The sequence below is a fragment of the Acidithiobacillus sp. TH-A117 genome (genome assembly GCF_057473465.1).
In genome coordinates this window covers 44,614-58,173 of sequence record NZ_JBYCKQ010000046.1, presented here as the reverse complement: position 1 = coordinate 58,173, position 13,560 = coordinate 44,614, and the positions used below count along the sequence as shown (strand labels likewise).

The 13,560-nt window shown below is 53.1% G+C and carries 9 protein-coding genes; 6 read left to right on the top strand and 3 right to left on the bottom strand.

Features of this window, described 5'->3' with window-relative positions:
- The first annotated feature begins 28 nt into the window (after positions 1 to 28).
- Positions 29 to 763, top strand: coding sequence for a hypothetical protein (locus tag AC2VLR_RS11505; protein ID WP_215842827.1), 735 nt, complete (start codon positions 29 to 31; stop codon positions 761 to 763).
- A 399-nt stretch (positions 764 to 1,162) separates the two neighbouring features.
- Here AC2VLR_RS11505 and AC2VLR_RS11500 read toward each other — a convergent pair whose 3' ends face one another.
- Complete coding sequence (locus tag AC2VLR_RS11500; protein ID WP_486882237.1) at positions 1,163 to 1,612, bottom strand: host attachment protein; 450 nt, start codon at positions 1,610 to 1,612, stop codon at positions 1,163 to 1,165.
- Between the two features lie 195 nt (positions 1,613 to 1,807).
- Entirely contained in the window at positions 1,808 to 2,578 is a 771-nt protein-coding gene (locus AC2VLR_RS11495; protein WP_486882236.1) for an SDR family oxidoreductase, read from the bottom strand.
- A 350-nt stretch (positions 2,579 to 2,928) separates the two neighbouring features.
- Between AC2VLR_RS11495 and dnaA the strand changes: the two genes are divergently transcribed.
- The 4 genes from dnaA to gyrB all read left to right on the top strand — a co-directional run bounded on the left by dnaA (position 2,929) and on the right by gyrB (position 9,118).
- Positions 2,929 to 4,287, top strand: coding sequence for a chromosomal replication initiator protein DnaA (gene dnaA / locus AC2VLR_RS11490; RefSeq protein WP_486882235.1), 1,359 nt, complete (start codon positions 2,929 to 2,931; stop codon positions 4,285 to 4,287).
- Between the two features lie 253 nt (positions 4,288 to 4,540).
- Positions 4,541 to 5,638, top strand: a complete 1,098-nt coding sequence (dnaN, locus tag AC2VLR_RS11485) for a DNA polymerase III subunit beta (protein WP_486882234.1) — start codon at positions 4,541 to 4,543, stop codon at positions 5,636 to 5,638.
- 25 nt (positions 5,639 to 5,663) lie between these two features.
- On the top strand, positions 5,664 to 6,719 hold the full coding sequence (gene recF / locus AC2VLR_RS11480; protein WP_486882233.1) for a DNA replication/repair protein RecF: 1,056 nt from the start codon (positions 5,664 to 5,666) through the stop codon (positions 6,717 to 6,719).
- Positions 6,716 to 9,118 (top strand): DNA topoisomerase (ATP-hydrolyzing) subunit B, encoded by a 2,403-nt coding sequence (gyrB, locus tag AC2VLR_RS11475; protein WP_486882232.1) that lies wholly within the window; start codon positions 6,716 to 6,718, stop codon positions 9,116 to 9,118. Before recF ends, gyrB begins: the two co-directional genes overlap by 4 nt.
- Positions 9,119 to 9,135: 17 nt before the next feature.
- Here the strand turns inward: gyrB and AC2VLR_RS11470 are convergent, their stop codons facing one another.
- Entirely contained in the window at positions 9,136 to 9,924 is a 789-nt protein-coding gene (locus AC2VLR_RS11470; RefSeq protein WP_486882231.1) for a UDP-2,3-diacylglucosamine diphosphatase, read from the bottom strand.
- A 103-nt stretch (positions 9,925 to 10,027) separates the two neighbouring features.
- Here AC2VLR_RS11470 and AC2VLR_RS11465 point away from each other — a divergent pair, with 103 nt between their 5' ends.
- Positions 10,028 to 13,507 carry an FAD-dependent oxidoreductase gene (locus tag AC2VLR_RS11465; RefSeq protein WP_486882230.1) on the top strand — a complete coding sequence of 1,160 codons (3,480 nt, stop codon included), beginning with the start codon at positions 10,028 to 10,030 and terminating at the stop codon, positions 13,505 to 13,507.
- Positions 13,508 to 13,560 lie beyond the last annotated feature (53 nt).

Genomic DNA, 13,560 nt, shown 5'->3' with positions numbered 1-13,560 from the left:
AACGACATCATTCATGGAGGAAAACCACATGCGGCAATTGCCGGAATTGAGTCTAGCAGAAAAACTGGTCCATACGGGATTTATTTTCCTGGTGGGATTGGGCCTTTTGGTCGCAGAAGCCTATGTATACATTACAGTAGGTGGTAATAATGGATTAACCGTTCAGGCCGTTGCCCAACACTATTATGGCAATCGCAGTTCCAGCACCTTGCAAACTGTACTGCCGCGCATGATGGATTATGCAGGCATGTCGGCGGCCGATAAACCGAAAATGGTCGCGGCGGTCAACCACTGGATTGCCTCCGGGGAAACGGAGGCCGACTACAACTCGGCCATCAAACCCTTGATCGCTGGAAACTGTCTGAAATGTCATAGCGTGGCCATGACCAAAGTCCTGCATAATCCGCCCCTGGTCACCTACGCCGATGTCAAAACGGTCGCCAAGGTGGATACCGGCATGAGTCTGAGCACCATGCTTCTCAACGGAATGATTCACCTGACCATGCTCGGGGTTATTTTTTGGGTGGCCGGCTGGATATTCAGCAAGTCACGTTTCCCCAATGGCCTTAAATACACCCTGATCATCCTGCCCTTTATTGCCATGCTGGTGGATTTCAGTGGTTGGTTCCTGACCCACCAGAACCCGGCTTTCGTCTGGCTGGTGCTGATTGGAGGAGCCCTGTCCTGTCCGATTGCCCTGCTGGAGATGTTCCTGAGCTTGATCCAGATGTGGTTGCTGAAACCCCGACTACAACCTGCCTGAAAAGCTCTGTTCCAGCGGCTTTCATCACCCCCCGCAAGGGGGGTTTTCATATGTTGAGAACCCTTTGGTTTCTGTGGATAACTTTGTGGATATAAATGCCAGGAGGCGGATTTTACTGACCAGTTTCAGAAACGTAACAGTTTTTACCGTTTTTTTAAGCCCTATTATTTTTAATAATCATGTAGTTATAAAGATTACCAAAAGTTGCTTCATAGAAAGTACGCCTAAGCTAAACATCAACAGTTTGTGGAAAACTTATTCTGCTCTCCTTGACAGCCATCGCAGGAAGGTGATTCGACACTCATTCGCTACAGCCGCAAAGAGCATTCCTGCGATCAGGATCTGATGCAGCTTCGGAGTGTCCGGTCTGCCTCAGATCGCAAAGGAAAGCGCGTGTCGTTAATTACGGCAAAAGAGATCAGCAAGATGCTTGAGCAAAGCGGAAACGTTTTCCTGGGTATAGTCCTTATCCAGGGTATCCCGCAGTAATGTGCGCGTAGGATCATCCAGTTTTTCCCGGAGAAGCCCGAGGAAATGCGGAGGAGCGACTATGATCAGATGTTCGAAAACAGCTTTCATGCGTGAATTTTGAAGATAGTCCACTAGCTCGGCAGCAAAATGTTGCATCTCAGTTTCTTTTGGACTGGTCTTCCACTCAATGCCAGGCCTTGCTCCATGACCATAACTTTGCTGAACACGACCCGCACTGCCCGTAACAAAATCCCCCTCGTGCTTGCGGCTATCGGGATGTTCCCAGTCTGTAACCAGACTCATACCTTTTCCACAACCCTCATTCAGAAAAAAACGGGCTGCAGAAGCATTACATACCAGTATTCCCGTGTTAGTCATAATCATTCTCCTTTTAAGGTGATATATATTGTTTCATTATAGACCATAAAAACACATTAGGAAATGTCTCCAAAAAAATTATAATATTTTCTAGGCAACTTAAATTCTTTGATAGCCCAGATATTCTTTTATATTATAGCTTCCATATTTTGAGACGTTTTACTGAGCGCGGAATAAAAATGATTTTCTTCATAGTCACTTTATTTTTCTTGACTTACCCACAACACCTGTAAATATTAGATCATAAAAGAAATTGGGCAAATGCCGCAAAATCATTCCCACCAGCGCCATTTGCCAGGGGATCACGAGCCACGCCTGACCACGATCGATGGCACGGCGCATTTTTCGCGCAGCCTTGTCGGGATCCATCAACCAAGGCATGGGATACTGATTTTCAGCCGTCATGGGTGTGGCAATATAGCCCGGGGCAATACAGCAAACCTTCGTCCCGCGTTTTTTCAATTCCAGGCGCAGGCTTTCCAGATAGGCTATGACGCCAGCCTTGGAAGCTGAGTACGCGGCAGCTCCAGGCAAACCCCGAAAGCCCGCCACACTGGCAATCCCGGCAATTCGCCCATCCAGCGCCAGATAGGGAAGAAAAGCACTGCAGGTATTATCCATTCCCAGCAGATTGGTCCTGATGATTTCTGCAAACACCGGGCGATCTTCCCGCTCCAGAGCCAGGGTTCCATGACTGATCCCTGCGTTGGCAATCACTATCGCGATTTTGCCAAACTCTTCGGCAAAATCCCGGGCTATATCGTCAAGAAGATCGGCATGGCCGATATCTACGCTTATGGCTCGCACCACGGCTCCCCGGGAACGTGCCTGTTCTGCGGTAGCGTCAAGGGGCTGCTGACTTCGCCCGAGCAGGAGCAAGGGGCGGCCTGCTTCGGCATATACCAGTGCCAAGGCCCGGCCAATACCGCTTCCCGCACCGGTAATCACTACTGGACCCGTCATCATTAAAAGTCTTCCTTTGCAAGATCAGAGGGATATCAGCCCTCACTCAGAAATAATCATCCATAAAAATTCGTATTGCATTTTCCATGTCAGAAAATATCAAAAAAATTTACCTTTCATTATTGGTTTATCATTTAAAATATATTTTTTTGTTTGTTAATAAACAATATCATATAATTTTTTTTTAAATAATTTTATTGATCGCGTATAAAGTTAAATATCTTTGCAGATAACGGCTTCATCCTCACACCACTATATACTGGCGCAGATCGCCTCACTTGGCTATACTGCGGCAACAGACTGTCGTGTTCAAACATCACGATTTTACCGCCCAGCTCTCGACCAGGTTACGTATGCGCCGTGATTCAATGATACCCGCCCTGCGCGATGGGGATGCCCTCTGGGATGCGCTTTGTGTGCAGTTGCAGGAGCAAACCACGCCTCAGCAGTTCAATACCTGGCTGAGACCATTGCGGGGTGAACTCCATGGTAACGAATTTCATCTGTTTGCACCGAACCCTTTTGTCATGCAGTGGGTCCGGGAACGGCTTCTGGACTTGCTGGAAGCGGTACTTGCCGAATTGGCGCCGGGAATGCTGCTGCGCTTTGATCTGGATACAGCAGCTGCCGCCGTGCTGTCAGAGCCACAAAATCCCGCCAGCCCGACGCCGGTCAGTACCGATCCACGCAACGGCAATCGCCTCAATCCAGGTTTTTCCTTTCAGTCCTATGTCGAAGGCAAATCCAATCAACTCGCTGTGGCTGCCGCCCGCCAGGTTTCCGAACATCCGGGTAAATCCTACAACCCTTTGTACATTTACGGTGGTGTCGGTCTGGGGAAAACCCACCTCATGCAGGCCGTCGGTAATGCGATTCTCCAGCGCAACAGCGATGCCAAGGTACTGTATGTCAGCGCCGAGGGTTTCATCATGGATATGGTCCGTTCCCTGCAACACAACACCATCAATGAATTCAAGCAGCGCTATCGCAAGCTCGATGCCCTATTGATTGATGACATTCAGTTTTTTGCCGGAAAGGATCGGACCCAGGAAGAGTTTTTCCATACTTTCAACGCCCTTTTTGACGGGGGACGGCAGATCATCATTACTTGCGATCGCTACCCCAAGGAAGTGGAAAATCTGGAAGAACGACTGCAGTCCCGTTTCGGCTGGGGCTTGACCGTCGCCATTCAGCCCCACGATCTCGAAACCCGCATGGCCATTGTCCTTTGCAAGGCCGAAGAAATCGGAATTCAACTCCCTGAAGAAGTGGCTTTTTTTATTGCCGAAAAAATCCGCTCCCATGTGCGGGAACTGGAAGGTGCATTACGGCGGGTGGTCGCGCACGTCAACTTCACTCATAAACCCTATAATCTAGACACCGCCCGGGAAGCACTGCGCGATCTGATCGATGTTCAGAAACGCATGGTCAGTCTAGAGAACATCCAGAAAGTCGTCGCCGAATATTTCCATATCCGGGGCTCTGACATGCAGTCCAAACGCCGCAGTCGCAACATTGCCCGGCCCCGACAGGTGGCCATGTCACTGACCAAGGAACTGACCAATCACAGCCTCCCGGAGATTGGAGAAGCCTTCGGTGGTCGCGATCACACGACGGTTCTGCATGCCTGCCGCCAGATTGAGAAACTCCGTCAGGAAGACTCTCAACTCAATGAAGATTATCATAATTTGCTCAGGATTCTCGGCGCATGAGGCCGATCAAGAGGAAGCTGTGGAAAACCCCAGGGATAAGTCCTGAGCTGATCATGTATGAAAATCACCCCCCTTTTTTATCCCCGGTCATACCCCCTTATCCACAGCTTCACAGACTGCTATGCATCTGGAAAAGTCTGCGCATAACAAACAGATATCTCGGTTTCCCACAGGCTATACGGGCCTTAATAATAATAGCAGTTAAAAAGAAGAAAGCATTTTATTTAATAAAACCAGCAAGGAGCATTTCCTGATGAAACTCACCATGGATCGAGAAGATATCCTGCCGGTACTGGCAAATATGGCCAATATTGCCGACCGTCGGCCAGTACAACCCATACTAGCCCATGTACTCATCGAAGCGGCTGGACAACACTGCCGTTTCATTGCTACAGACCAGGAAGTCCAACTGAGTGTGGATAAGGATCATCCAGTGGATATGCCTGGAAGTTGTGCAGTTCCGGCGCGCAAACTCTACGATATTTGCCGGGCCTTGCCAGAACATACGCCTCTGGAATTTCACAAGGATGGTGACAAACTGCTGCTCAAAGCCGCCAAAAGCCGCTTTACCTTGCATGTACTACCCGCCGAACAATTCCCCTATCTCAGCATTCATAGCAATCGCTGCCAGGGTCATTGTGATGCTGCCCAGTTTCGTGAAGCACTGGCGGTAACGGCCAATACCATGGCACAAAATGATGCCCGCGTTTTTCTGAATGGTGTTCTTCTGGAAATCCAGGGCCAGGAAATGCGGCTGGTCGCTACCGACGGTCATCGTCTGGCCATGATGACACTGCCCTTCGCCAGCAGCCTCGAAGCTGAGAGTTTCCAATGTATTCTGCCCCGCAAGGCAGTCATGGAGTTATTACGCATTGTCTCTACGGGAGATATTCAACTCTCTCTTTCCGACACCAGCTTTGTTTTGGATGATGGTTCTCAGCAATTTGCCTGCAAATTGATTGATGCCAAGTATCCCGATTATCGTCGGGTCATTCCCCAGGGACACCCTTTTTTCGCGGTTATCGACCGCCAGAGTTTCAAAAGTGCCTTGCAGCAAAGTGAAGTGCTGGTCAGTGACCGCAATCCTACCACTCAAGTCCATCTGGCCGATAATCTCATGACCCTGCGCAGTCGCAATGAAGAACAGGAAGAAGGCGAAATCGAACTGACCATTGACTATCAGAATCAGGCCCTGGATATTGCCTTCAATAGCCGCTATCTCACTGACACAATTCAGATTTTCAATCAGGATCAAATCCGGATGCGCGTCAAGGAAGGGAACAGTGCCGCTGTTTTCACCCCCATGGATGTCGATAATCCCCTCTATATTTTGATGCCTGTGCGTTTGTGATCGAATCCAGAATTTTTTGCCATACATGCCTCTGGAGTCGTTACAAATAAGGTCGTTGCGCTGCATTGAGGATCTGCAACTCCAGACCCATGCGCGCTGGAACTGGTTGGTAGGGGCCAACGGTGCCGGGAAAAGTACCGTGCTGGAAGCCCTGCATATTCTCGGTACGGGACAGACCTGGCGGCATGGACCGCGCAATCTGCTCCGCGATGACAAGAGTGAATACCTCCTCAGCGCCCGGATGCCCGATCACTTTCTGGCACTGCGCAGACGTGGCGAAGAGCGGGAAATACGTTATGATGGGGAGTCCATTCGCTCGGCCTGGGAGTTGTTGGACATAATGCCACTGCAAAGTCTGCACAGTGAAAACAGTCATTTTGTGGCAGGCAGTGCAGAAGACCGGCGGCGGATCATGGATTGGGGCATATATTATGTGGATGCTCACTATGGTCAGATTTTCCGGGAATACCGGCGGGCCTTGGCGCAGCGCAACGCCTGGCTGAAACAACCCCATGGTCAAAGTCCCTGGGATACGGCGCTGGCAGAAGCAGGCGAGAGCATCCAGCAACGCCGTCAGGATTATCTGCTCCGGGTGGAAGCACATCTGCACAAACTTTGGGCAGCCTGGTCAGGTTCTGCAGATACATTGAGTCTGCATGTCCAGAACGGCTGGAAAGAGGGCTTGACCTTGCGGGAAAGCTTGTTGCGCGATCTGGGCTCGGATCGGGAAATGGGCTATACCCATAGTGGTCCCCACCGGGCCAATCTGGTTTTCCGGATTCGCCAGAAACTGGCGCTGGATATTCTTTCCCGTGGACAATTACGGGTGTTGGGACTGGCCTATCGCATAGCCCAGTTATGCTTGATCCAGGAATCCGGTTATCAGTTACCGGTGATATTGATAGATGATTTTGCCGCAGAGCTCGATCAATCGGCCCGAATCTGGTGGATGGATCAGTTGAATCGGCTGGGGGTACAGGTTTTTGCAGCGGTTACTGCAACAGATCAGATTCCCGCAGGTGAAGCAGGCAAGCAGTTTTATCTGGCCCATGGCCAGCTTGAAAAGGAAATTGACAGATGACGGATAAGTACGATTCTTCCAGCATTCAGGTTTTGAAAGGACTGGAGGCAGTACGCAAACGCCCGGGCATGTACATCGGCGATACCGATGATGGTAGCGGCTTGCATCATATGGTTTTTGAGGTGGTGGATAATGCCATTGATGAAGCCCTGGCCGGACATTGCGATACTATCGTGGTCACCATTCATGATGACGAATCCGTCAGCGTCAGTGATAACGGACGCGGTATTCCGGTAGACGTACATGCTGAAGAAGGACGCTCCGCCGCCGAGGTCATCATGACCATCCTCCATGCTGGCGGCAAGTTTGATGATAATTCCTACAAGGTCTCGGGGGGCTTGCACGGGGTGGGCGTTTCCGTGGTCAATGCCCTGTCGAGTTCTCTCCAGTTACGCATCTACCGCGATGGTTTTGTCTGGACCCAGTCCTATGCCGATGGGGCTCCCCTCGCTCCCATTGCCCGGGGTGAAGCTTCCAGCCGACATGGTTCTGTGATTCGTTTCAAACCTTCCCCGGAAGTTTTTGCCGATACCCAGTTCCATTTTGAAATTCTCGCCAAGCGTTTGCGTGAACTGGCTTTTTTGAATTCCGGGGTACATATCACCCTGCTCGACGAAAGAGTCAATCGTGAAGAGATTTTTCATTACGATGGGGGGATTCGTGCCTTTGTGGAACATCTTAACCGCAGTAAAACCGCCATTCATCCCCATGTCATCACCCTGGGCGGAGAACGCGACGGCATTGTGGTGGAAGCCGCCTTGCAGTGGAATGAGGGCTATAACGAAACCGTTCTCTGCTATACCAACAATATTCCCCAGAATGATGGAGGTACGCATCTGGCAGGTTTTCGCGCGGCCTTGACCCGGACCCTCAATCAATACATGGAAAGGGAAGGCACCCTGGCCAAGGCCAAGGTGTCGGTCACGGGTGATGATGCTCGGGAAGGATTGACGGCCGTGCTTTCCGTCAAGGTACCGGATCCCAAGTTTTCTTCCCAGACCAAGGACAAACTGGTTTCCAGCGAAGTGAAACCGGTGGTGGAATCCTCCATGGCGGAAGCCCTAACGATTTTTCTGGATGAGCACCCCAAAGAAGCCCAGGCCGTCGCCGCCAAAATTGTCGATGCCGCGCGGGCGCGAGAAGCCGCGCGCAAGGCCCGGGAACTGACCCGACGCAAGGGTGCTCTGGATATTGCCAATCTGCCCGGCAAACTCGCCGATTGCCAGGAAAAAGACCCGGCACTTTGCGAAATTTATCTGGTGGAAGGCGATTCAGCCGGTGGTTCGGCAAAACAGGGGCGGGATCGTCGTCATCAGGCGATTTTGCCCCTCAAGGGAAAAATCCTGAACGTCGAGCGTGCCCGTTTTGACAAAATGCTGTCTTCCGATGAAATCGGTACCCTCATCACGGCCCTGGGCACGGGTATCGGCAAGGAAGATTTTGATCTCGCGAAATTACGCTATCACCGTGTCATCATCATGACTGACGCTGATGTGGATGGCAGTCACATCCGCACCCTGTTGCTGACTTTTTTCTACCGGCAGATGCCCGATCTGGTGGAGCATGGTCATATTTATATTGCCCAACCCCCCCTCTACAAGGTCAAAAAAGGCAAGGACGAGCGCTATATCAAGGATGATACGGAGCTGGCGGCTTATCTGCGGGAAATGGCCATGCAAGGTGCGGAATTTCATCCCGCCGCCGAAACGGAGGCGGTCAGTCCCGAGCAGCTCGCGGGCATGATGCGCCAGTACCAGAACATTGAAGCTTTGGTACAGCGCCTGGAAAGACGTTATCCGTCAACCCTGCTCTGGGCTTTGGCCACTCTCGCCCCGATCCATGGCGAGTCGGCCAGTGAGGAAGACTGGAAGCAGTTTGCCCAGGCGCTGCACGCCGCGCTCAGTGCCACAGCCCTGCCCGCCGAACATTATCAAGTCGAGAAAATAGGTGAGGGAGATGCCTTGCGGCTGGTGATTCGCCGGGAACATCATGGCAGTCAGGAAGTCCGTTTTTTTGACCAGGATTTTTTTGCGGGCGGCGAATATCGCCACCTCGCCGAATATGCGCGGAATATTGAAGGCCAAATGTCTCCGGGCGCGCAGATCAAAAGAGGCGAAAAATCCCGATCCGTGCAGCGCTTTCGCGAGGCCATGGACTGGCTCCTGGCTGATGCCCGCAAGGGTGTGGAAATACAGCGCTATAAAGGTCTGGGCGAAATGAACCCGGAGCAGCTCTGGGAAACTACCATGAACGCCGAAAACCGCCGACTGGTTCGGGTGGATGTGGAGGATGCCATCGCTGCCGATGAAGTCTTTTCCATGTTGATGGGGGATGCCGTAGAGCCACGGCGGCGCTTCATCGAAGAGAACGCCCGTTTTGTATCGCGACTGGACATCTAGTCTAGTACCAGTTTTGATCAGGCAGCTACATCCTGATCAAAACGCAGCACCACCGGCCAGTGGATGATTTCCATCTGGCCGTCCATGTGTTCTACCAACGCCGTACAGCTTTCCACCCAGTCACCATCGTTGTAATACAGGATACCATCTATGGTTTTCTGTTCGGCATGGTGAATATGTCCACAAATGACCCCGGCATAACCCCGCCGGGCTGTTTCTTCGGCCAGCAGGTGTTCGTAGTCATTGATGAATTGCACGGCTTTTTTGACGCGATATTTGATGTAGGCGCTCAGGGACCAGTGCCGGCGCAGACCCAGGCGGCGGAACAGGCCTTGCAGCAAGCGATTTAACCAAAGCAGCAGGGTATAGCCATGATCCCCCAGGTGAATCAGCCAGGTGGCATAGCGCATGGCGGCATCGAACTGATCACCGTGTATGACCCAGAGTTGTTTGCCGTCGGCGGTTTCGTGGACGGTTTCACGGAGAATGGCAATGTCTCCCAGAGATATGCTTTCATCCTGGCGCTGGACATAATCGGAGAGCAGTTCATAGACGGGATCATGGTTACCCCGAATATAGCGGACACTGACCCCGGAACGGGCCAGACGCAGAATTTTCTGCACCACTGTGTTGTGGCTGCGCGGCCAGTACCAGCGAATCTTGAGGCGCCATAAATCAATAATGTCACCCACCAGGTATAAATGCTCACAGGAATTATGGCGCAGAAAGTCCAGCAGACTTTCTGCCTGACAGCCTCGGGTACCGAGGTGGACATCGGACAGGAAAATACTGCGGTATTGAGGCATAAAATCATCCTGAAAACGTGACATGGGTCTATAATGCCAGCAAAATGTGACAGTTTGATGAAAGTGGGCCACCTGTTTGGGCCTACGCGAATGGGAGAATAGGGTGCTGAATCTAGTTGGTTTTGAATATAAAGAACTTTTTACAGATGCGGGGATTGCCCGCCTGGATCAGACGTTTCTGCAGAGTCTCAAGACATCTGACCCGGAGCTGGCTGATGCGCTATGCACCTACCGTGTCCAGGGTGTGCTCCCGGCCAGCAAGGAACAAAGCGAATTCCTGCTGCAGCTCGCCCCCCATCTGGAAAAGTTCATTGCCGGCCTGTTCAGCCTGGAGAAAGAAGTCTCCGAATTGCAGGCGCAAACCCGCAGCCATGATGTGGTCATGGATTTCAAAAAACATTTTGTGCTGCGCCGCGCCCGTCGCTATCGCGGCGAATTTCCCGAAACTTTTGCCGATCTGGATCAGTGGCTGGATCAGCAGATTCGCCAACGGGCATGGCCCGAGGAAGATCGGGAATGGGCGATTTCTCGACTCGGCGAACAATGGCTCCAGGATGAAAGCGCCCATGCCGAGGAAATTCAGCGCCTGACCCAATGGTGTGCCCTGATTTTGCAGGATCCCCAGGCAGCCCTGGCGGTGTCGGGCTGGTCGAGTTTCAGGCTGCCGCAACGGGTGGACCATGAAGCCCTCGTGCCCCTGAAAAAACTGGATCAGGTACCGGGAGCTCCCTACGTGGCGCCGGATGGCACCCTGCGTCGTCGTGACAGCTTTCATCTGACAGACTTGCGCATGGACTCGCGCAGTGTTCAGAGTGAAGTCCATTATTGTCTGTATTGCCACGATCATGATGGTGATTTCTGTTCCCGGGGTTTTCCCGAGAAAAAGGGCGTCCCGGAACTGGGTCTGAAGGTCGATCCCTTGGGCGTGACCCTGACGGGCTGCCCCCTGGAAGAAAAAATCTCGGAAATGCAGATACTCAAGCGCGACGGCCTGAACCTCGCCGCACTGGCCATGGCCATGGTGGACAACCCCATGGTTCCAGCCACCGGTCATCGGATTTGTAATGACTGTATGAAAGCCTGTGTGTATCAGAAGCAGGATCCCGTCAATATTCCCCAGATTGAAACCCGGATTCTTACGGACGTTCTGAATTTGCCCTGGGGCATCGAGATTTATGATTTACTGACCCGCTGGAACCCTCTGCGGGCCGTACAATTTGCTGCCCAACCCTACAATGGCCGCAAAGTGCTGGTGGCAGGTATGGGCCCGGCGGGCTTCACCATGGCCCATCATCTTCTTCAGGAAGGCTGCGCCGTGGTGGGCATTGACGGTCTGAAAATCGAACCCCTGCCCGAGGCCTGGCTGAGCGCACCCATTCGTGACTGGAGCACCTTGCAGGAAGATCTGGATGACCGGATTTTGCTGGGTTTTGGCGGTGTAGCCGAATATGGCATCACGGTGCGCTGGGACAAGAATTTTCTCAAGCTCATTTATCTGACCTTGGCGCGGCGTCCCGGCTTTCAGATCTTCGGTGGCGTGCGTCTGGGCGGTACCATCACCCTGGAAGATGCCTGGTCGCTGGGTTTTGATCATGTGTGTATTGCCACTGGTGCGGGTTTGCCCAGGGTGGTGCCCATGGGGGAAAGTCTGGCGCGAGGCATGCGTCAGGCCAGCGATTTCCTCATGGCTCTGCAACTGACCGGTGCCGGAAAAAAGAGCAGCCTCGCCAATTTGCAGGTGCGTCTGCCCGCCGTGGTCATTGGCGGTGGACTCACCGCAGTGGATACGGCCACGGAAGTGCAGGCCTATTACATCCGTCAGGTGGAAAAGATCCTGGACCGCTATGAACAGATGTCCCAGCGCCTGGGCGAAGAGAAAATCCGCGCCGGACTTTCTGCCGAGGATACGGAAATTCTGGAAGAATTTCTCGCCCATGGGCGTTTGGTCCGTGAAGAACGGGTGCGGGCACAGGCAGCGGGAGAAGCTCCGGATTTTGTGCCGCTGATTCAGTCCTGGGGTGGGGTCACCCTGGCTTATCGCAAGGGTATGCGCCAGTCTCCGGCCTATACCCGCAATCATGAAGAATTGATCAAGGCCATGGAAGAAGGGCTGTATTACGCCGAAGGTCTGGATCCATTGCGGGCGGAGCTGGATGGCTATGGGCACATTGCCCGGATGGTTTTCCGGCAGATGCGCGAGGCCGAAGGTCGTTGGTTGAGCAGTGATCAGGAAGTCCGCTTACCCGCCCGGGCCGTGTTCATTGCGGCAGGGACTGTCCCCAACACCATTTACGAAAGGGAATATCCCGGCACTTTGCAACTGGACGGCGATCACTTCCAGACCCATGTGGCCCACGGCAAGAGCGCCCTGCAAGCGGTGCAGGTGGCCGAACACTGCAAAGCTCCGGAATCCGGACCGTTTACGTCCTATACCGATGCGCAATCCCATCGGGTCAGCTTTATCGGCGATACCCACCCGGTGTTTCATGGCAGTGTCGTCAAGGCTATTGCTTCCGCCAAGGCCAGTTATCCCCAGGTCATGCAAAGCCTAGCTGTCCTTGCTCCGAAGGGTGCAGAAGGACTTGACGCCTTTCAGGAAACCCTCCGGGATCTTCTGAGCATGCGGGTACTGCGCGTTGACCGCAGTAATCCGGCGGTGACGGAAATGTGGATCAAGGCACCCCTGGCCGCACGCAATTTCCGTCCGGGTCAGTTTTTCCGTCTGCAGACTTTTGAAAGTCATAGCCCGGTGCTGCAGGGTACCCGTTTGCAGATACCCGTCTTGACGGTCAGTGGCGCGGGCGTGGAGGGCGATGCCATTCGCCTGATGGTCTTGCAGTGGGGGACGGGCCCGCGTCTGGTGGGCAGTCTGGAGCCGGGAGATCCTTTGATTTTGATGGGCCCCACCGGCGCCCCCACCGATATTCCTCAGGATAAAACCATTCTGGTGGTGGCGGGACGCTGGGGTGCTGCGGTCATGCTGGATATCGGTCCCGCCCTGCGTGCTGCTGGTAATCGGGTTCTGTATGTCGCCGCCCTTGGAAAGGCCAGCGAACTGGATAATCAGGTGGAACTGGAAGCAGCGGCCGATCAGATTATCTGGTGTACGGGCAGCGGTCCTCTCATCGAGAGCCATCGCCCCCAGGACCTGAGTGTAGAAGCCAGTGACATGGTCGAGTTATTACGGGCTTACGGTGCTGGTGAACTACTTGGTCAACAGGCGTTAAGATCCGGGCTTTCCCTCGCGCAGGTGGATCGACTGATGGTCATGGGCTCCACCGGTTTGTTGAAGGGTTTCCAGCAAGCACTGAAGGGAACGCTGGGTCATTTCTTCCGCGCAGACCTGGAAGCCGTAGCGACGGTGGGCAGCCCCATGCAATGTATGCTCAAAGGCGTGTGTGCCCAGTGTTTACAGTGGCAAATCGATCCGGAAACCGGCAAACGCACCAAGGCGGTATTTTCCTGCGCTGGCCAGGACCAGCCCCTGGCCTGGGTCGATCTGGATAATCTTACCGCCAGACAGAGTCAGAATCGCTTGCTGGAAAGAATTTCCAGTCAGTGGCTGGATCATCTGCGCGCTTAGATAGTTATTGCGTTTAAAACCCCGTTGCGCTGACAATGTAGTTCATCCGGCCG

What these genes read in the sequence shown, in the direction of transcription:
- AC2VLR_RS11505 (WP_215842827.1), top strand. Translation starts at nt 29, where the DNA reads ATGCGGCAATTGCCGGAATTGAGTCTAGCAGAAAAACTGGTCCATACG.
- AC2VLR_RS11500 (WP_486882237.1), bottom strand. Translation starts at nt 1,612, where the DNA reads ATGACTAACACGGGAATACTGGTATGTAATGCTTCTGCAGCCCGTTTT.
- AC2VLR_RS11495 (WP_486882236.1), bottom strand. Translation starts at nt 2,578, where the DNA reads ATGATGACGGGTCCAGTAGTGATTACCGGTGCGGGAAGCGGTATTGGC.
- dnaA (WP_486882235.1), top strand. Translation starts at nt 2,929, where the DNA reads ATGCGCCGTGATTCAATGATACCCGCCCTGCGCGATGGGGATGCCCTC.
- dnaN (WP_486882234.1), top strand. Translation starts at nt 4,541, where the DNA reads ATGAAACTCACCATGGATCGAGAAGATATCCTGCCGGTACTGGCAAAT.
- recF (WP_486882233.1), top strand. Translation starts at nt 5,664, where the DNA reads ATGCCTCTGGAGTCGTTACAAATAAGGTCGTTGCGCTGCATTGAGGAT.
- gyrB (WP_486882232.1), top strand. Translation starts at nt 6,716, where the DNA reads ATGACGGATAAGTACGATTCTTCCAGCATTCAGGTTTTGAAAGGACTG.
- AC2VLR_RS11470 (WP_486882231.1), bottom strand. Translation starts at nt 9,924, where the DNA reads ATGCCTCAATACCGCAGTATTTTCCTGTCCGATGTCCACCTCGGTACC.